Origin of the sequence: Nitrosomonas sp. Is79A3 (assembly GCF_000219585.1) — a bacterium.
Taxonomy (GTDB): Bacteria; Pseudomonadota; Gammaproteobacteria; order Burkholderiales; family Nitrosomonadaceae; genus Nitrosomonas.
In genome coordinates this window covers 1,806,373-1,826,299 of record NC_015731.1, presented here as the reverse complement: position 1 = coordinate 1,826,299, position 19,927 = coordinate 1,806,373, and the positions used below count along the sequence as shown (strand labels likewise).

General features: G+C 43.6%; 20 protein-coding genes. 7 read left to right on the top strand and 13 right to left on the bottom strand.

The annotated features are described in order from the left end of the window. Window positions 1-831: 831 nt before the first annotated feature. The 4 genes from rdgB to NIT79A3_RS08410 all read right to left on the bottom strand — a co-directional run bounded on the left by rdgB (window position 832) and on the right by NIT79A3_RS08410 (window position 3,693). Window positions 832-1,425 carry an RdgB/HAM1 family non-canonical purine NTP pyrophosphatase gene (gene rdgB, locus NIT79A3_RS08425; RefSeq protein ID WP_198009417.1) on the bottom strand — a complete coding sequence of 198 codons (594 nt, stop codon included), beginning with the start codon at window positions 1,423-1,425 and terminating at the stop codon, window positions 832-834. A 1-nt stretch (window position 1,426) separates the two neighbouring features. Beyond that, entirely contained in the window at window positions 1,427-2,164 is a 738-nt protein-coding gene (gene rph, locus NIT79A3_RS08420; protein WP_013965789.1) for a ribonuclease PH, read from the bottom strand. A 27-nt stretch (window positions 2,165-2,191) separates the two neighbouring features. After that, window positions 2,192-2,998, bottom strand: a complete 807-nt coding sequence (gene map / locus NIT79A3_RS08415; protein ID WP_013965788.1) for a type I methionyl aminopeptidase — start codon at window positions 2,996-2,998, stop codon at window positions 2,192-2,194. A gap of 98 nt (window positions 2,999-3,096) precedes the next feature. Further along, on the bottom strand, window positions 3,097-3,693 hold the full coding sequence (locus NIT79A3_RS08410) for an SPOR domain-containing protein (protein WP_013965787.1): 597 nt from the start codon (window positions 3,691-3,693) through the stop codon (window positions 3,097-3,099). 133 nt (window positions 3,694-3,826) lie between these two features. Between NIT79A3_RS08410 and NIT79A3_RS08405 the strand changes: the two genes are divergently transcribed. Next, window positions 3,827-4,471 (top strand): cytochrome c4, encoded by a 645-nt coding sequence (locus tag NIT79A3_RS08405; RefSeq protein ID WP_013965786.1) that lies wholly within the window; start codon window positions 3,827-3,829, stop codon window positions 4,469-4,471. Between the two features lie 81 nt (window positions 4,472-4,552). On the opposite strand, the gene hemL is transcribed toward NIT79A3_RS08405, so the two are convergent. The 3 genes from hemL to thiD are packed head-to-tail and all read right to left on the bottom strand — an operon-like array spanning window position 4,553 to window position 7,370. Continuing rightward, window positions 4,553-5,833, bottom strand: a complete 1,281-nt coding sequence (hemL, locus tag NIT79A3_RS08400) for a glutamate-1-semialdehyde 2,1-aminomutase (protein WP_013965785.1) — start codon at window positions 5,831-5,833, stop codon at window positions 4,553-4,555. Between the two features lie 48 nt (window positions 5,834-5,881). Then, window positions 5,882-6,490: a thiamine phosphate synthase gene (gene thiE / locus NIT79A3_RS08395; protein ID WP_348225765.1), complete on the bottom strand. Its 609-nt coding sequence runs from the start codon at window positions 6,488-6,490 to the stop codon at window positions 5,882-5,884. A gap of 4 nt (window positions 6,491-6,494) precedes the next feature. Then, window positions 6,495-7,370 (bottom strand): bifunctional hydroxymethylpyrimidine kinase/phosphomethylpyrimidine kinase, encoded by an 876-nt coding sequence (gene thiD, locus NIT79A3_RS08390; protein ID WP_013965783.1) that lies wholly within the window; start codon window positions 7,368-7,370, stop codon window positions 6,495-6,497. A gap of 52 nt (window positions 7,371-7,422) precedes the next feature. On the opposite strand from thiD, the gene NIT79A3_RS08385 reads away from it, so the two are divergent. Beyond that, window positions 7,423-7,611: a rubredoxin gene (locus NIT79A3_RS08385; RefSeq protein WP_013965782.1), complete on the top strand. Its 189-nt coding sequence runs from the start codon at window positions 7,423-7,425 to the stop codon at window positions 7,609-7,611. Next, the gene (gloA, locus tag NIT79A3_RS08380; protein ID WP_013965781.1) at window positions 7,612-8,001 is read left to right on the top strand and encodes a lactoylglutathione lyase; all 390 of its coding nucleotides are present in this window, start codon (window positions 7,612-7,614) and stop codon (window positions 7,999-8,001) included. It abuts the gene before it with no gap. A gap of 49 nt (window positions 8,002-8,050) precedes the next feature. Here the strand turns inward: gloA and NIT79A3_RS08375 are convergent, their stop codons facing one another. Then, window positions 8,051-8,755 carry an SAM-dependent methyltransferase gene (locus tag NIT79A3_RS08375; protein ID WP_013965780.1) on the bottom strand — a complete coding sequence of 235 codons (705 nt, stop codon included), beginning with the start codon at window positions 8,753-8,755 and terminating at the stop codon, window positions 8,051-8,053. Window positions 8,756-8,814: 59 nt separating this feature from the next. Then, window positions 8,815-9,198, bottom strand: a complete 384-nt coding sequence (gene apaG, locus NIT79A3_RS08370; RefSeq protein WP_041360257.1) for a Co2+/Mg2+ efflux protein ApaG — start codon at window positions 9,196-9,198, stop codon at window positions 8,815-8,817. Between the two features lie 147 nt (window positions 9,199-9,345). Between apaG and rpe the strand changes: the two genes are divergently transcribed. From rpe to trpE, 3 genes are read left to right on the top strand one after another with little or no spacing between them, the layout of a single operon-like run. Next, window positions 9,346-10,023 carry a ribulose-phosphate 3-epimerase gene (rpe, locus tag NIT79A3_RS08365; protein ID WP_013965778.1) on the top strand — a complete coding sequence of 226 codons (678 nt, stop codon included), beginning with the start codon at window positions 9,346-9,348 and terminating at the stop codon, window positions 10,021-10,023. Window positions 10,024-10,068: 45 nt separating this feature from the next. Continuing rightward, window positions 10,069-10,797 carry a phosphoglycolate phosphatase gene (locus NIT79A3_RS08360; protein ID WP_013965777.1) on the top strand — a complete coding sequence of 243 codons (729 nt, stop codon included), beginning with the start codon at window positions 10,069-10,071 and terminating at the stop codon, window positions 10,795-10,797. A gap of 9 nt (window positions 10,798-10,806) precedes the next feature. Then, complete coding sequence (gene trpE, locus NIT79A3_RS08355) at window positions 10,807-12,279, top strand: anthranilate synthase component I (RefSeq protein ID WP_013965776.1); 1,473 nt, start codon at window positions 10,807-10,809, stop codon at window positions 12,277-12,279. A gap of 48 nt (window positions 12,280-12,327) precedes the next feature. Here the strand turns inward: trpE and NIT79A3_RS08350 are convergent, their stop codons facing one another. Next, a complete protein-coding gene (locus NIT79A3_RS08350; protein ID WP_013965775.1) occupies window positions 12,328-15,402 on the bottom strand; it encodes a patatin-like phospholipase family protein in 3,075 nt (1,024 codons plus the stop codon). A gap of 448 nt (window positions 15,403-15,850) precedes the next feature. Here NIT79A3_RS08350 and NIT79A3_RS08345 point away from each other — a divergent pair, with 448 nt between their 5' ends. Then, window positions 15,851-16,885, top strand: coding sequence for an IS630 family transposase (locus NIT79A3_RS08345; protein WP_013965774.1), 1,035 nt, complete (start codon window positions 15,851-15,853; stop codon window positions 16,883-16,885). Between the two features lie 408 nt (window positions 16,886-17,293). On the opposite strand, the gene NIT79A3_RS08340 is transcribed toward NIT79A3_RS08345, so the two are convergent. The 3 genes from NIT79A3_RS08340 to NIT79A3_RS08330 form a co-directional block, all read right to left on the bottom strand. Then, entirely contained in the window at window positions 17,294-17,884 is a 591-nt protein-coding gene (locus NIT79A3_RS08340; protein ID WP_013965773.1) for a CBS domain-containing protein, read from the bottom strand. Window positions 17,885-18,152: 268 nt separating this feature from the next. Then, complete coding sequence (dacB, locus tag NIT79A3_RS08335) at window positions 18,153-19,595, bottom strand: D-alanyl-D-alanine carboxypeptidase/D-alanyl-D-alanine-endopeptidase (RefSeq protein ID WP_013965772.1); 1,443 nt, start codon at window positions 19,593-19,595, stop codon at window positions 18,153-18,155. Window positions 19,596-19,617: 22 nt separating this feature from the next. After that, window positions 19,618-19,926 carry a hypothetical protein gene (locus tag NIT79A3_RS08330; protein ID WP_013965771.1) on the bottom strand — a complete coding sequence of 103 codons (309 nt, stop codon included), beginning with the start codon at window positions 19,924-19,926 and terminating at the stop codon, window positions 19,618-19,620. Window position 19,927 lies beyond the last annotated feature (1 nt).

Genomic DNA, 19,927 nt, shown 5'->3' with positions numbered 1-19,927 from the left:
ATCCTACCACTGAAAACGCGATTATCACAGCGTAAAATACTGCGCTATCCTCTGGTTCTTTATGATAAATTTTATTTGTTGACATGGTACACCTCCAAATAAGTGGGTGAGAAAATAGATTACACAAATTAGTTGATAAATTCTATAAGGTCGAATACTTAAGGGTATACACGTATGAAAAACCTACCGGGGGGGTGTTATGAGTAAATGCACGGCAATATAACAACAGTACAATTGTTCAATCTTTCGGGCACGGGAATCTCGGGATCGCTCAGTGGAGGGTTTTTACTGGGAGGGGCAGACCGGGGAGGCCATTCTGGTGTAGGTTCGTGATTTGGTGTGATTACATCGGGAGGAGGATCACTCGGTGGGATGTGTTCTGGAATTGGTCTGGCTGGGATTGAGAATGATAATTCTGGAGTGGATTTCATAACGCATTTCCTATTGATAAAACTATAACTATCTAGATTTGCGCTTGAAGTGTCTGTACGTAAGGTCACACACAATTATTGAAAATAAAATTTATGATGGCTATGTAGCAGTTAGTTGTTGAATTTTCCAATTCACTGATGGCAAATGATTTTTTGATAACCATAAAAACATATAACCAATTGATTAAAAATAAATCGTGTTAGTTTGCAGGTCATTTTCAACAACCAATTGTGACATAGCCTTTATGATTAAGATTGGCGATGTATCGTTTTTTGTTGGAGATCGATGAGCAAAGTATGGGGCCACCCAAAGTATGGGACCAGATCTAGAATTGAGAATTTTTTGTTTCTGAGAAGAATTACTCTGACGAACCAAGGAAATTTTGCAGGTTATTGGTTTTTAGAATTTCCCAGCACGTAAAATTTCCGCCAATTGTGCCAGCGCCTTACCGCGATGACTAATTAAATTCTTCTGTTCAGCAGAGAGCTCAGCCGATGTTCTACCAAACTCGGGCAAAAAGAAATACGGATCGTAACCAAACCCCTCATCTCCCCGCGGTTGATCAATAATTTCACCATACCACGAACCATCGACGATAATCGGTTGCGGATCATCGGCATGACGAACCAGCACAATCACGCAATAGTAATAAGCGCGCCGGTCTGAGTTATTTTTAAGCGCTTCGACTAATTTTAGGTTATTGCGGTCATCGGATTTTGGATCTCCGGCATACCGCGCGGAATTCACACCGGGTGCACCGTTTAAGGCGCTGACACAAATCCCCGAGTCGTCGGCCAGCGCCGGCAATCCCGAACAGCGGCAGGCATGGCGTGCCTTGGCCAGTGCATTTTCAACAAAGGTACCATGCGGCTCATCAATTTCGCCTGCGTTAAAATCAGATTGCGGTATTATTTCAATGGATAAAGGCGCCAACAAGGCGTTTATTTCACGTAACTTACCTTGATTATTACTCGCGATAATCAGTTTTTCCAGCTTAGCCATGACTTGCTGTATCCTGTGCCAAAACTTTTTTCTGTAAAGCGATCAGTTCTTGGATGCCGTACTGCGCCATATCCAGCATACTGTCCAATTCTATGCGGCTGAATGCGGCCCCTTCCGCAGTTCCTTGTACTTCAATCATCCTCAGGTTTCCAGTCATCACCACATTCATATCCGTGTCACACGAAGAATCTTCAATATAATCCAAATCCAGTACCGGGATTCCCTGGTGAATGCCCACCGAAATCGCCGCCACATGGTCAATGATTGGCGTGGTTTCAATCAGCTGCCGGTAAATTAATTTTTCGACCGCGTCGTGCAAAGCTACAAAAGCACCCGTTATACTGGCGGTTCGGGTGCCGCCATCGGCCTGTATCACATCACAGTCGATTTGAATGGTGCGTTCTCCCAAGTGCTTTAGATCAACAACGGCGCGCAAAGCCCGTCCAATCAAACGCTGAATTTCCATCGTGCGCCCCGATTGTTTGCCTTTAGCCGCCTCGCGTTGCATGCGTGAATGCGTTGAGCAAGGCAGCATGCCGTATTCGGCAGTCAACCACCCTTGCCCCTGCCCTCTCAAAAATGGAGGAACTTGTTCACTGATGCTGGCTGTGCAGATGACTTTGGTGTCGCCGCATTCGATTAAAATGGATCCATCGGCATGCTTGGTATAGTGGCGTGTGATTCTAACGGGGCGGATTTGCGCGGGTGTGCGGTGATAACTTCGTGTCATAGTCAATAAAATTCCGGAATGAAAAGCTTAACTTGCAAAACGGTAGACGGGTTTAACGGGAGCGCCCGCCGATACCGTCAGAACCTCATGCCCATCTTCAGTAACCAGGATGGTATGTTCCCATTGCGCCGACAGGCTGCCATCCTTGGTGGTAATGGTCCAGCCATCCGGAAGATGGCGAATGGCTGCTTTTCCGGCATTAATCATCGGCTCGACTGTAAAGATCATTCCCGGTTTAAGTTCCAGACCTGACCCCGCACGTCCATAGTGGAGCACTTGGGGGCTCTCATGAAATTTTGCGCCAATCCCATGCCCGCAAAATTCTCTGACCACACTATATCCCACCCCTTCAACCAGTTTCTGAATGGCATGTCCGATATCACCCAGATGTTTTCCCGGTGCTATTTCATCGATGCCCCGCCACATCGCTTCAAAAGTCACTTCGCATAAACGCTTAGCCTGTATGGATGGTTCGCCGACATAAAACATCCGGCTGGTATCCCCATGATAACCTTCATAAATCACGGTAATGTCAATGTTAATAATATCGCCGTTTTTTAATTTCTTCTGCCCGGGTACCCCATGGCATATCTGATTATTTACCGAAGTACAGATAGATTTAGGATAGGGGGTGTGCCCTGAGGGTGCATAATTCAGCGGCGCGGGTATCGTTTTCTGCACATCCACCATGTAATTATGGCAGAGCACATCCAATTCTTCGGTAGTAACGCCCGCCACAACAAAGGGGGTTATGTAATCTAGAACCTCTGAACCCAACCGTCCCGCAATACGCATTTTTTCAATTTCTTGCGGTGTTTTTATAGATACCGTCATTATTGTCTTATTGATTATTCAGTGATAGCTATGAAAATAGCTGCGATTTCTAAAAAATTTAAGAACTATGATTATGCAGCTTCACAGCGCATTGTATATCATGAACGTTCACATTTACCTTGCGCCAATTGCGTGTCATCAAATTGTTCAACTAATTTTTGCATCTGCTCTTTAATCCGGTGCGTTGGGTTATGAATTACAATTTTTTTGAGTATAACGCGGCGGTCTTCTATCTTAGCATTTGTAATTCCCTTTTTTTCAATCTCTCTGAATTGTTTCAGTGCATCCTGTTGATCGTAAAACATGCCGAGCGATATGGCATTCTCCCATTTGCTGTCATCTTTTACACGAAAACTGACAATGCCAAGATTGCGTAATTTGTTGATCTCACGATTGGCGGCTTCTTTATTCGGAAGTCGTGGAATATATAGCCAATACATAGTGGTATCGCCGGATTCTTCCTGGCTATAAAACAAATCAGGAAATAACTCTGTCAGCACCTTTTCAGCATACCGTATTTGCTCTTCATAAAAATTACCCCACACCAGACAATCCTCGTTCACCTGTACTAATATTATTTTTTCGGGATTTATTAATACCGGTGCATTGGTTGCATTTTGTTCGGTAAACTGAAACCTTATACCAATCTGATAAGCGATATTAATCATCAGTAAAATAATAAAGATTATTTTCATTGAAAAATAAAATATTAAATAGTAGAGATTAACTTAATTTTGTTGTTAACGCTCTTGTGCCTTGCTAAAATATACCGTTAATTCTCAAACAAACCTACCAACTTTTGATTGCCTTTAAAAACGGAATAGAAATATGAAAATGATTAAGAATATGGTAATGCTCGCAGCACTCGCAATGGCTGCACCGCTTTCAGCTGAAACAACGGACGCCGCGAATGCCGCTCCAGCGACTGTTACAGAAATCGCATCTGGCGTATGTGCAGGTTGCCACAATGCCGATGGCAACAGTGTCATTCCGATGAACCCTATCCTGGCTGGACAACATGCTGAGTATATCACCAAGCAGTTGATGGATTTTAAAGCAACTGATAATGAACCGCCTAAACGTAATAGCCCTATCATGTCTTCGATGGTTGCTGCACTTACGCCGGAAGATATGAAACAACTGGGTGCCTACTACGCCCAGCAAAAGACAATTCCAAGTCAAGTTTCTGTTGATGATGATAAATTAATTGAGCTTGGAAAACTTCTTTATCATGGCGGCAGTCTCGCAAATGGCGTACCCGCTTGTGCAAGCTGCCATGGTCCCAATGGATCGGGTATTCCACCACGCTATCCCGCAATTGCTGGACAGCATGCCGAATACACACTGACACAATTGAATCTGTTTAATACGGGTGACCGCGCAAATGATAAGGATGTCATGCAACAAGTGATTACCCGCTTGAACGGACATGAAAAACGGGCAATTTCAGCCTACATTTCCACCATGCGTTAGAATTTACTATCGCTGTTTAATAAAAAAGGCGGCATCTGCCGCCTTTTTTATTATCTATAAGCGCTACTCAGACTACTTTCCTTACCAGTTCTTGAATATTTTCTCTGCTGCGGACAAGGTTTTCTCTAATTCATTATCGCCATGCATTGACGATACGAAGCCAGCTTCAAATGCCGATGGTGCAAAATAGATTCCTTCGTCTAACATCGCGTGAAAGAACCGGTTAAAAGCTTCCTTATCGCATTGCATCACTTCAGCAAAGCTAGTGGGAATATTCTTTCTAAAATACAGCCCAAACATACCACCGACTGATTGTGCACAAAAATCAATGCCATGATTTTTTGCTGCCGCCGTAATTCCATCTACCAATTGTTGCGTTCTTTTTCCTAATTTTTCATAAAAACCGGGTACTTGCACTTGCTTCAATGTAGCTAATCCTGCCGCAACTGCCACCGGATTGCCGGAAAGTGTCCCTGCCTGATAAACCGGACCCAGTGGTGCCAAGCACTGCATGATATCGCGGCACCCGCCAAATGCAGCCATCGGCATACCGCCACCAATCACTTTACCTAATGCAGTCAGATCGGGTTCAATCTGATAAAGCCCTTGCGCGCACCCAAGACCAACACGGAATCCCGTCATGACTTCATCAAATATCAGTACACTGCCGCTCTGCGTACACAATGTCCGCAGTCTGGCAAGAAAATCCGCCTTGGGAGCAACCAGATTCATGTTGCCTGCGACCGGTTCAACAATCACTGCAGCAATTTCCTGCCCCCATTTGTTAAATGCTTCTTCAATGCCGGGTATGTCATTGTAATCCAGAACAATCGTATGCCCGGCGGTTTCAGCCGGCACACCGGCAGAACTTGGATTCCCGAAAGTTAATGCACCAGATCCCGCTTTAACCAGCAAAGAATCATCGTGACCATGGTAGCAGCCTTCAAATTTAATTATTTTGCTTCTGCCGGTAAACCCGCGCGCCAGCCTAATTACGCTCATCCCCGCTTCAGTACCGGAACTCACCAATCTGACTTGTTCGATGGAAGGAACCAACTGACAAATCAATTTTGCAATGTCCAGTTCTGCCTCCGTCGGCGCGCCAAAGGTTAAGCCATTTTGTGCGGCTTTTTGCACTGCTTTCACCACGTCTGGATGTGCATGGCCCAGAATCAAGGGACCCCATGAACCCACATAATCAATGTACGATTTACCGTCGGCATCCCAAAAATACGCGCCTTCTCCCCGTTGAAAAAAAATAGGCTCACCACCCACCGATTTAAATGCGCGAACAGGAGAATTAACACCGCCTGGAATATATTGCTGGGATTGTTCAAATAATTGATGATTGCGTGAAGTCATTTGGTTACTCATGATAAAAATTATAAATAAAAACAGGTTATAAAGACGCTAATTCGTTTCTGCAAATAATTGCGCATACTGTGCTGCTTTGGCTTTAATGTTTACGGATTGGAACAAATCATTACAAACGGCTATTGCAGCACATCCGCTTTGAATAACCTTTTTGGCATTAGTCAATCGAATGCCTCCAATCCCGACAATGGGAACAGTTATTTTATTTTTGGCTTCAGCGATTAAATTCATCGTAACAGAAACTGTATTGGGCTTAGTCAATGAAGGAAAAAAAGCACCAAAGGCAACATAATCTACCCCTTCTTTTTCAGCCTGAAGCGCCAAATTCAGATTGTTATAGCAGGAAGCGCCGATAATTTTATCGTCCCCTAATTGATTTCTTGCTTTTGCTATTGCTGCGTCATGTTGACCGACATGTAATCCATCCGCACCAATCTCAATGGTTAGATCAAGGTAATCGTTGATAATCAAAGGAACAGTGTACTCTCTACACAACTGCAATAATAATCCGGCTTGCTCTTTCAACAGAATCCTGTTGGCTGATTTATTCCGATATTGTATGAGTTGCGCCCCGCCTTCCAACACTTGCCGCGTCTTGTCGAGCAGGCCACCCGTATTTTCAAGTTCTGGTGTAATCGCATACAATCCGTTAATTTTTGGGTTTCTCAATGATTGGCTCTTCGTTCTCGTTCTCGTTCTCGTTCTCGGTATCTTCTATCTCTTTAGCCCAGAAAAGTCTGTTGGGGATATATTGTCCCATTCCAGGACGAAATCCGGCTTGCAGCGTGTGCCAGGTGTAATCCTGTGCCTCGATAACACTTTCGCTGACAGATAATCCATTGGCTAATGAAGCTGCTATCGCTGACGCCAAAGTACAACCCGATCCATGATAAGTATTTTCGAGCCTTTCCCATTCATCGGTACGCATAACACCATCAACAGAGAACAAAGTATTCAACACGTGCGCTGAATTCTCATGCGTGCCAGTTATCAACACATACTCGCACCCCATGTGTAGCAATCTTTGTGCACAAAGACTCAAATCCAGCTTGACTTCATTAGCGTCATTTTCCTGCTGTGCAAGATGCCTGGCTTCCAGACTATTGGGCGTTAATATCGTAACTTGTGGCAGTAACAACTCACGCATCGCATCGATCATTTCTTCGTTTGCCAGCTCATCGCCGCGCCCCGAGGTTAATATAGGATCCATGACCAAAGGAATATGCGGATAATCCGAAATAATTTCCGCAATAGCAGCGATGATCTCAACGCTGCCTAATAAACCAATCTTAAAGACATGAACAGGCATGTCTTCCAAAACTGCTCTCGCCTGATCAGCGACCCATTCAGAATCCAGGGGCATCACATCCTCGACACCAGCCGTATCCTGAACGGTTATCGCCGTTATAATTGATAATGGATGGCACCCCATACTGGCAATGGTGAGTATATCAGCCTGGAGGCCGGCTCCACCACTGGGGTCATTGGCTGCAAAAGAAAGTACGATAGGGGGTGGCTGTAACATGCATTAATACCGTAAAATATCATTTTAACCTAAAAGGAAATTGCTATCTATCATGCCTACCGAAGAGAATCGTAATTACAATCGTTATATGTGTTTAATTTGCGGCTTTATTTACGATGAAGCCCTAGGATCTCCGGATGAAGGCATTGCACCGGGCACACGTTGGGAAGATGTGCCGATTAATTGGACCTGCCCGGAATGCGGTGCACGCAAAGAAGATTTTGAAATGGTAAAAATATAAATGCGCATTTTGCATACCATGCTTCGAGTTGGCAATCTCGAAAAGTCTCTTACGTTTTACACGCAGGTATTGGGCATGAAATTACTGCGCCGCAAAGATTATCCGGATGGCAAATTTACTCTTGCATTTGTAGGCTATGAGGATGAAGCAAGCGGCACTGCCCTTGAATTGACACACAATTGGGGCACCTCGTCCTATAACCTAGGGGAAGGCTTTGGCCACATCGCCATTGAAGTTGATGATGCGTATCAGGCCTGTGAGAATACCAAGAAACTGGGCGGAAAAGTAACCCGCGAAGCAGGTCCGATGAAACATGGCACAACAATTATTGCATTTGTGGAAGACCCCGACGGATACAAAATAGAATTTATCCAGAAAAAAACAGCTTGACCCTACAATACCCTTGACCACCGATTTAGCGATACGCTTTCTGCAAGAGCTACCCATGCAGTAAAAAAATTGTCGGTATCTTATTGATATCCGGTAAAGAACATTTCCATTCTTTAACGGATTTTGTGGCAACCAGCTCACTGGAAAAAGTAAGGTGACTTGCAATACACAAATCGGTGCTGTCACAGCAGACATTAACCAACTGCTCCAGCAATTTCTGATTGCGGTAAGGCGCCTCGATAAAAATCTGTGTTTGCTTCAGACTGATCGATAATTTCTCCAGCTCCACTATTCTGCTTGCTCGCGCTGTGCTTTCAACCGGCAGATAGCCATGAAAGGTAAAGCGTTGACCATTCAAACCAGACGCCATCAGCGCCAGCAAAATGGATGAGGGACCGACTAAAGGCACAACTTTGATATTATTTTTGTGCGCCAATCTGACTAATTCGGCTCCAGGATCCGCCACTGCTGGACAACCCGCTTCAGATAACAATCCTACATCGTGCCCGGCGAATATTGGATCGAGCAATGCCAGCAGATCTTTTGCTGGCGTATGCTCATTCAAGGTTTGCATGCTTAATTCTTGTAATGAATGTTTACAATCAATTTGTTTAAGAAATTGCCTTGCCGTTTTGGGATGCTCGACAATGAAATGCGCGATATCAGCGACACACTGCTGGACCGCCGATGGCAGTGCCCAAGCAATGTTTTCCTGACTGATAGGCGTTGGGATCAGGTAGAGTTTGCCGGTCATGAACATACCGGAGGCTTGAAAGCAACTAACATAATGTCATGATTAATAACCCAGAGATCCTAGTGCAGAATTCTGGGTACACTCAATATAAATTCCGGTATCGCGACATCAAAATGCACGCCATCTTCAGCCGCCATCTGATAACTCCCTTTCATCGATCCCACAGGGGTTGAAATCACCGTTCCACTGGTATATTCAAAGCTATCACCCGGCTTAAGTAACGGCTGCTCCCCCACGACGCCCAGCCCACGCACTTCCTGAGTTGTTCCATCCCCATTATTGATGATCCAGTGCCTGCTGATTAATTGGCTAGTTACAGTTCCCGTATTCGCAATAGTTATGGTGTAAGCAAATACATGCCTTTCAGCATCCTCATCGGATTGATCCGGTAGATATACCGTGCGGATACTGACATCAATTTCATATTTTTTTTCTTCGGCCATCATTTCATTCCATACACTTTTTGATAGTGTATCAAGAAAAAGTATCCGGCGTATTAATCAGGATAATTTAAGCATTAATTTCCACTCTTTTACGCGCAATCTGCGATTTACGGTTAAAATAACGGATTTGTTTATTGAGAGGTTTTCATGTACCGCATTGCACCGAGCATTTTATCAGCCAACTTCGCCAAACTGGGCGATGAAATCACCGCCGTTATTGAATCAGGCGCAGATATTGTTCATTTTGATGTCATGGATAATCATTATGTTCCTAATCTCACCATTGGCCCTTTGGTATGCGAAGCCATTCGTCCCGTCACTGACGCATTGATTGATGTGCACCTGATGGTTGAACCTGTCGATCGTATTATTCCGGACTTCGCCAAAGCAGGTGCCAATATCATTTCATTCCATCCCGAAGCATCTAATCATATTGATCGCACGATTGGATTGATTAAAGAACAAGGTTGCAAAGCCGGTTTGGTGTTTAATCCAGCCACTCCCCTGCATTATCTGGATCATGTGCTCGACAAACTGGATCTGGTCCTCATCATGTCGGTTAATCCCGGGTTTGGCGGACAAAAATTTATTCCTGAAGCATTGAACAAATTACGTGCCGTCAGAAAACGCATCGATGCGAGTGGCAAAAATATCATGCTGGAAATTGATGGCGGTGTTAAAGTGGATAATATTGCTGAAATCGCCCGTGCCGGAGCGGATACCTTTGTAGCTGGATCAGCTATTTATTCGGCCGGTAAAGACAGCGACCCGCATCGTTATGACACCGTCTTGGCAGCATTCCGCGCTGAATTAGCAAAAGTATAATTTTCTAACAATCCTATTTAGCATATTGCTATTCTGCATATTCAAATGAATCATAGTCTTTCTGGCAGCGTAAATGCCTCTACAAAAAAAATCGAATTTCCGCTAGCGGTCAAAGTGATCATGATAGACCTGGACGGCACGCTGCTTAATACCGCCGACGATCTCGCATTATCCGCAAACCTGATGTTAAAAGATTTGGGATTACCGGAACAATCAACAGCTACGATCCGCTCGTATATCGGCAAAGGCATACAAAAACTGGTAAAACGCACATTGACAGGGCAACTGGATGGTGAACCCGATGCTGCCTTATTTGAAAAAGCATTGCCTATTTACGAAAAGCATTACGCCAATAATTTGAGTGCAAACACCCGCCCCTATCCGGGCGTGCTGGAAGGCATCAAAGCCATGCAACAGGCAGATTTCAAATTAGCCTGTATCACCAATAAAGCTGAGGCTTTTACCCTGCCGCTGCTGCGCTCGACTGGGTTATATGATCAATTTGAGATCGTGTTATCCGGTGACAGTCTACCCAGAAAAAAACCCGATCCGATGCCATTAACGCATATTTGTAAGCATTTTGATGCGCAACCGCACGAAGCCTTGCTCATTGGCGATTCACTGAATGATGCCATTGCCGCCAGAGCTGCCGGTTGCCATGTGTTCTGCGTTCCTTATGGCTATAACGAAGGGCGCAATGTATACGAGCTTGATTGTGATGCAATTGTCGAATCATTGTTAGATGCATCAAAACTCATTAAAAGACTGTCTTAAAAAACCAAGATGACCGAAGCCGAATTTAACAAGCTCGTGCAGCAAGGATACAATCGCATCCCAATAGTGCTGGAAACTTTCGCGGATCTTGATACCCCTTTATCCATCTATTTGAAACTGGCTAACCAGCCCTATTCGTATTTATTGGAATCCGTCAAAGGCGGGGAACGTTTTGGTCGATTCTCATTTATTGGTTTACCGGCAACAGCACGGATTGAAGCGCGCGGCAATGCAGTTACCACAATCGCTGATGGCAAATCGGAAACAATTCAAGTGAACGACACCCTGGCATTTGTCGAATCCTATCTGGCGCAATTCAGGGCAGCACCCTGTCCGGCTGGAAAATCCCGTTTTTGTGGCGGTTTGGTTGGCTACTTCTCATATGACACTGTGCGCTACATTGAGCACAAACTGGCAGGTCATGCGAAACCGGACACTTTGAATACGCCGGATGTCCTACTGTTACTGTCGGAAGAATTGGCTGTGGTAGATAACTTGTCCGGCAAGTTATATCTGATTGTTTATGTCAATCCGGAAAATGAGAATGCCTACCAATCCGGGCGCAATCGCTTAAAAACTTTATTGGTCAAGCTTCGTCAATCGATAGCCATTCCAACCGAGCAATCCGTTAGTTCCGGGGCTGCTGCATCTGAATTTCCTGAAGCCGGCTTCAAAGCTGCTGTCGAACGGGCAAAACGCTATATCTATGACGGTGACATTATGCAAGTCGTTTTGTCTCAGCGCACCAGTAAACCTTTTAGTGCGTCTCCATTGTCATTGTATCGCGCGCTTCGCAGCCTTAATCCTTCACCGTATATGTTCTTCTATCATTTTGATGATTTTCATATCGTGGGTGCTTCTCCGGAAATATTGGTGCGTCTTGAAGGCGATACCGTTACAGTCCGACCGATTGCAGGTACCCGGCCCCGTGGAAAAAATCTTCAGGAAGATGCCGAACTAGCAGCGGATTTGCTCGCCGATCCGAAAGAACTGGCGGAGCATGTGATGCTAATGGATTTAGGCCGTAACGACATTGGACGAGTTGCGCAAACCGGAACGGTAAAAGTAACGGAAAAAATGCAAATAGAAAATTATTCGCATGTCATGCACATCGTATCCAATGTGGAAGGTAAACTAAAACCTGAGTTGACAGCTATCGACGTGCTGCGCGCGACGTTTCCGGCAGGAACAGTCAGTGGCGCCCCTAAAGTACGCGCCATGGAAATCATTGACGAACTGGAAATATCCAAACGCGGTATCTATGCTGGTGCAGTAGGTTACCTGGGATTTAATGGCGATATGGATCTGGCGATTGCAATCCGTACCGGTGTCATCAAAGATGGTCAATTACATGTCCAGGCAGGTGCAGGAATTGTTGCCGATTCGGTTCCGCAAAATGAATGGATCGAAACGCAGAATAAAGCCAAAGCAATACTGCGCGCTGCAGAAATTGCCGAAAATGGACTGGATAGTAGAATCTGAATCCCCACAGCTTTCTGTGGGGTTAAACCAGTCTTTATTAGGAAGCATTCACGAGATTTCTTCCATTAAATGGCGATTCCAGAAAGAAATAAATCGTTTGCCGTAAGTCTCTTGTGTTTTCTTCCAGACTTCGTTTATTTGTGGATTTCTTGCCCAATTCTCAAATAATCTTTTCCAACCTTCATTATCTTTATGATTCCAAGTTTCTTCCAAATTCAAATCCAAGTAAACATTCTCCATTAGCTGAATCATTTCGCTACACATATAAAATACCGCGCGATTCGGCACACTTTCAAGGGAACGTAATTCATCAGCCAGTGACTCTAGATTCTTATCAGAGCCTAACTGTTTCCAAATGTCCACTAATTGATCAGCATGTTGAATGAACTGTGCTTGATCTACCAACTGTGGCGTGTTGATTTCGTGTAACTCTTCTGCAATATTTACAAATTTGTCTCCATCTTTGACTTTATCAAGTAATCCTTTAGTAATTTCTTTCCCCAAATTACGATAGCATTCAAATTGATCTTCTGCATAAAATTGATCGCCTGTAGTTTCGTGTGGGAAATCTGGATGGATAGCTTTATATTGTAAAATAGAAGTATTCTCGCAACCATTCATCGATGCTTTTAAATAAATAAGATAGCCTGTATCCGGTCCGTCAATATTATCTTTTAGATATTTAATTTTTCCCACTGCCCAACGATCACGGCTCCAGCCAAGGTTATTTGGTGGTCGAATTGCTCTCGCATCAATGTCAATTTCAGCTAAGCCATCAACTTTGCAAATACGAATTAATGTTGCCAATCCTTCTAATTGCAGTTGCGGATCGCACTCACCATCGCTGATAATAATTACTTTACATTTTCGCTTAATCAATTCATAGGCAGCTAAGTTCTCAAAATGTCCACCATCAGAAACGGCAAGAAAACTTGATTTCTCATTAGCACAGCCGAACAATTCACTCAATATATACCTAAAGCTAAACAAAGGTGATGGATTATGGCAGGCAGATTTGCTTGGATTGGGAAACCACCAACCAAGTCTAGCATTGAACAGAGTCATAAGAAAAGCAACCGGCGCTGAAGTATGATAGCCACTATTGGGGCTGGCAGCAGCACCCGACACAGAAATACTTTGACCAAGTGTAGGTTGTGCTTCTTCTCCGCCATATTTATTAGTCTCCATATAACCAATAATCTCTATTTTACTTTTATTCTGATTTTTAATTGAATAAGAACTACCACTGCTTAGTGGTGTCAGTGTAAAAATACTACTGTGTCGAGTATGTAAGGATAAATCGCTTGAGCCAGCAAGATTTAGCGCGCAATTGATAATGTGCAACGGTCCTCGCGGCACTTCCTTTTCATCAAGCAATTCAGCTAGCTTGATATCATCTTTAGCATCAAATCCAGTAAACGGGTGTGGTTTACGATCTTCTTGATGACGGCTTGCTCCTAAAAAGCACCGTGTCAGCCGATGTCGATAAAAAGCATTCAGACTGAATTCATTAATATCAACACGCCAAGCAAAAACTGACACTCCTAGAAAACAGATTGTAAAAGCAATTGCAATATCCCCCAAATCACCCACTAAAATCAGAGAACCAAAATCATAACAACGTACATCTGAATAAGCACCAATTGATAGGTGCAGGATTACCGATATAAGCGCAAATAATCCAAAAATAAAAACAATCGGAGCAATCTTGGCAATGATCTCTTTGAGTTTTGCACTACCCCCTTTATTATTTATCCCGTTGGTATCAACTGATTTTCCAGCAAATAAGCCTGCCAACGTTGTTCCAATCCAAGCAATATTAGCAGCCACAAAATGCCCAACATCACCTCCACTCGTAGTGTATTTCTCGATTATCCAAGGACCAAGGAAGATAAAGAAAATAACCACCATCCAAGTAAATCCATAAATGGCAAGCCATGCACCAAAACGACTCCACCACTCTCTAAAATAATCTGTTGATGCTCGACCCAGCATACCGATTTGCAGAACAATACTGAATGAGAAGGTGCCAAATAACGCTGGTGGTATAAAGGCAAATGCCAGGAATTTAGCATAATCATTCCCTTCTATTTTCCAACCCGTCACAACAAATAAAATGGCAGAAATAAGTAACAACGATACTGCAGTTACACCTATTCCGATAAATATTCCACTAATTATTCTTATTAGAATTGCACGATTAACGATAGAATAATATATATAGAAAATGGATGACAAAAATATCCACACAAATAATAACCAATTATTCCTCCCTACTGGAAATATAATGTCTCCAAAATTTTTTCTTGCCTCACCTGCTAGGTAGTGCGGAATTTGCACCCAAAACGAAATCGTAAGGAAAAAAGTACCCAACATTAAGACAACAACTATCCACTGAATTGCTTCTTGTCCGATTCGCCTTTCAGGCAAAGAATTAGAATTGTTATTGTGTAAGCTGTTAAGACATAAAGTGATCCAAATAGAAGTAAAGGACAGTAGAAGCAGCGAAAGAATTGAATAATGAATTGAATAAGATTCATATTTCGAGGCCCAATCAAAAAATTCAACCAACTCTTTCATTCCCAGTAATAAGCAAGCTATAGATAAAAAGATCATGATTTGAATCAAGAGAGTATTCCGTAACCATACAGTCACCATAGACCATGTGTCGGCACTTAATAAACCCATCTTCGGCGACAAGTAATTAGAATAACGACGAAGATAAGCGATGGAATTTCCCCACTCCATCCCTCCATCTGGTTTTTTCTCTTTTTCTCCTAGCTCCTTTTCTACCCTTTCTCTGTTTTCTTCCTCTTCTCCTGTTTTTCCTTTTAGCCAATTTTCATTTCTATGACAATTGGCGCTTAGCCAAGCACCGATATATCCTCCTCCAGATACAGTGGATAAATAATCGACTTTCTTGAGCAATTCCTTTTCATTTAGTGCTTCTAGAACGCCCAAACCAAAAGTGGCACTACGAATTCCACCACCAGATATTGCAAGACCAATTAAAGCTTCCGGTTCGGATTTTTCATTGTCGATTTCTTCAGGGATCGTATGCTTACGACGAGCTTGAACAAATCTTTTTTCTTGTTCAAATACTTCTTTGAATTCTATGCGCATTGATATCTCCTTACATTAATCTATATGATCTGATGTATTTTGACTTTGCTCAGCTTTAATTTAAAAGAATACGAAATTTATTGTTTTTTAAGAAAAAAATGGAAAAAATATTTTTCTCCTTGACTACTCTGATTTAATGTTTATTGTAATTACATTACTAAGATATGCTTAGGTAAATTTTTTTGCCAAAATTTATTCTAATTAATAAAGAAATGGAAAACTGTGACAAAACACACATCCAACCCATAATTTTTTCTTATAGAGTCGGCTATTAAACAGTTCGATTTTTTATAGCAGAGAAGACCGGAATACGGAGTTCCAATAAATCTTTTTAATGGCCGGATCAATAATCTGAGGGCATCGCTTGAAAGTTTCTCATGCAGTTATGCTCTTATAGATCCGGCCAATAAATAGTTTGATTTTTGTTGATTTTGCATGTCGTAGGAGGATGGAAAAAATAGATGCAAGAACCTTAAGAGATGAAGCGCTGCATGAACGTCGCCGGCAAGTGATTCGTCTTCACAAGCGAGGCGGGAAACCTGGGCAAATAGCGCAGGTTACGGAGCTGAGCGACACGGCTGTGAAGAAGATTATTCGACTTTATGAAGAAGGTGGTGCAGCTGGACTAAAGCCTGGTAGACGCGGCCGACGTACGGGTGACAAACGCAGCCTAAGCGAAGAGCAGGAGTTGAGATTGCAACGGCTTATTTGTGATAAGCGTCCTGAGCAACTGAAGATGGATTTTGCGTTGTGGAATCGTGGGGCGATAAGACAGTTAATTGAGCAGGAATGTGGCATATCCATGCCGATACGCACGGTGGGACACTACCTCAAGCGTTGGGGATTTACCCCGCAGAAGCCGATCCGACGTGCTTATGAACAACGCCCGGAGGCGGTAAAGCAATGGCTCAATGAGCAATATCCGGATATTGCCAAGCGCGCTCAAACTGAAGGCGGGGAGATTCACTGGGGTGATGAGACAGGATTAGTCAATACGGATGTGCGAGGACGTGGCTTTGCACCCAAGGGAAAAACACCCGTGACCTACGCTCCTGGCACGCGGCAACGGTTGTCAATGATTGCCACTGTAACCAACAAAGGCTGTGCACGCTGGCAGATTATTGATGGAAATTTCAATTCAGATAGACTCATTGAATTTCTCGAACTACTGATCAAGGATGCAGGGAAGAAAGTGTTCTTGATCCTGGATAATTTGAGAGTGCACCACAGCAAACCAGAGAAGGCTTGGCTGGAAGAAAATAAGGAAAAGATCGAATGCTTTTATTTACCCAGCTACAGTCCGGAATTAAATCCAGAAGAAAGATTAAACTCAGATTTGAAGCAGGCTATCGGTTCGAAAGTTCCGGTGCGTACCAAGGAGAAATTACATGCCGCTGTCGATGATCATATGTTGATGCTGCAGAATAATCCAGAGCGCATTGCTTCTTACTTCCAAGATCCGTACGTAAAATATGCCGCTTAAAACTATTTAATGGCCGGATCAATAATAAACACAAAAACTTATTAACTCTATGGGTTGGCACGAACTCTGCGCCAAAAAAATGAAAATGATCCTTATCAGTACCATTTTCTAAAAACTTCAATTGATAACGCTCCGCCACTCCAAGGAAAAAATCTTTGAGGACAACATCAACTTGCTCATCAAAAACAATCCATCTGTACTTTGCCGAAATACCAAGTGATACTGTTTAATCGTGACAATGTGACTCGTATTAATATATTCGCTCATACATATAATCCCAGCTGCAAGCGGTGGGAAATATAACCCGTAGAGACTAAAAAGATGGAAGATGAAGAGCTGCTATCACTTAGTCCTGATCAAAAAATCAAACCAGCTCAGAAAGCTTATGAACTGGTTTGATTTTTTTAATTAACTTGCAATCAACGTCGATTCAATTTCCGCAAAACTCTTGGCTACATTGTTGGGCGGAATGACTGTACCAAGCTGTTTCTCAATTTGAGTCCAAGAAAAAATACCGCATATCCTGGATAGTCCGATGGTATTTTCGTCTATCACCAGCGCGTGCAACCGGTCGCTTTCGCGCAAACTGGCCACAATGTTACCGACTCTGGCATGCGTCACTTCTTCCAATGGAATTGCTTCCAGTTTCTCCAGCGGCGTCATCATGTCTTGCACCAGAATCTCGCTGTGCTTAATACCCCTTTCCTGAATAAACCGCATGGGCTTCTCGCCCAGAATATCGGTTGCAGTAATAATTCCCGCCAATGAATTATCGTCATTCATAACCAGCAATGTACGCACACCACGATGCATCATATAGTTATTGGCAACTTCCATGGTGATATTTGGCGCGATGACGGCTGCATGCAATTTACGCAAATCAGTCATTACCTCAGATGCGGGTGAATCCAATGTGACTGGGTTTGGTGAAGCGGGTTTGGATATCTGTACAGTGCCGGTCAGATACTGCACAGGAAGAGATTTATATTCATTCATCATATTGTGTACTCCCTCTAGGGTTGATGGGAACAACTGACTACAAAATAGATAATCTACCTTGATCTGGAACTCTACGCCGAATAGTACTTGGAATCAATAGGCCTGGTATCAACACAGAAATAACTATTGGGCACCTCTAAAAATTCAAAGTTTTAAACAAAACGAGCCACGAGAAAAAAATGGTTACGCAGTATATGTATGATATGTAAGGAAACATCTTTTACGAGCAACAAAGTGTTGTGACGAAATTTAGATTTTTAGAGATGCCTTATTGCCGGTTATAAACCCATTGCACCAGCATATCCATCGCAACACGGGATTGTCCGGCTTGATCGTGATTGACAAAGAAGACCACAATGACACGCCGCCCCATTTTGTCCAGCAAATATCCCGCCAGTGCGCGCACATCGTTTAACGCACCTGTTTTCATATGCGCCAAACCTTTCACCGGTGTATCCGTAAAACGATTTTTCAAAGTTCCATCCACTGCCGCAATGGGAAGTGACGAAATAAACTCCGGCATTACCGGACTTTTAAAAGCCGCAAGCAAAAGCTGTCCCATATGCCGGGCGCTGATCCGTTCCTTGCGTGACAACCCGGAGCCATTCTCCACCACCAATTCCGGGAAATTCAAGCGCTTGGTTGCCAGCCATTGCCGGATAGCCGCATCCGATTTTGCCAAAGTAGCCGGAGAATTATTGCTTACCACCTCACCCGTGCCTAGTGTCAAATAGAGTTGCCGCGCTGCAATATTATTGCTGAATTTGTTAATGCCCCGAATGACATCCGCCAGTGGCGGGGACTGATAAATCTTAAGCGGTGACAAACCCTTTGGTGTCCCACTCACGATCACATCGCCATGAAACAGACCGCCCTGCTGTGCCCATAGGCGTTTAAACAAATCCCGCGTATAGATGGCGCTGTCTTGCAGACTCAACATATACGATTGTTTGCCGCACTGCTTGGAAAAACTACCGTTCAGAACCACGGTAAAATTATTTTTATCTTCTTTATCCGCAATCGCATCAATCGACAGTGAGTTGCGCCAATCTCCACAGGCACCCTGGGTAAGCTTCAAGTTATTCTGCACCTGCAAAGATTCCGGCAATGGATCAACAGCGACACGCACTGAATTCTTTTCCGGTTGCGGAAACAGATGTATCGTGGATGTGCGGTAATTCACCAACAATGCTTCCGGAAGAATGTTGTAGGTGCGATAAGGCTGCCCGTCAAACTCACCGGGATCATCATTGGGAATATCATAATGCGAATGATCCAAAACCAGATTACCTTGAATTTCATGCAATCCGGTTTGACGCAAACGATGAATCAACAGCCAGAAATTCTCCAAATCCAGTTTGGGATCACCATACCCCTTAATGATCAGGTCGCCATCCAAAACACCATCTGTGACTTTGCCATTGGCATACAGTATAGTCGGCCAAGTATACGCAGGCCCGAGTAATTCCAGTCCGGCATATGTTGTCAATAACTTCATCACCGAAGCAGGATTCATTGCCACATCGGCATTAGCCGCCACAATCGGCTGATTCGCACCAATCTCCTGTACATACACACCGATAGCGGATTCCGGAATGGCGGCTTGTAGCAGTTTTTGTTTAACGGTAAGGGGCAGTTCATTGGAAAATACAGAAACCGATAGTGCGCTTAGCAGGATCAACAGACTGAGATACAGGCAAATACGGATCATTCTGTCAGTAACCGCTTAGTTACTATTTCTTCCCATTGCACATCGAGAATCCGTCATCCCAACCCATCCGGTATTGATCATCTTTATCATAGCGATTCAGGTCTTTAAACGCCCAACTGGTTCTTTTGGCAGTTTCACAGCCATCGATATAGCCTTGCTGAGTATTCAACGGATAGCCGGTTAAGTTGTATTTCGGTTTCGCGCTTTCCGGTAACGGGCCTGCCGGGCGTTCAGGTTTTCTGGCGGGAAGTTGTTGTTTCTCCGGCACTCCGCTACAAGCAGAAACGACTAACGCCACTAAAAAAATAAAAAACGATAAACGATAACGCATG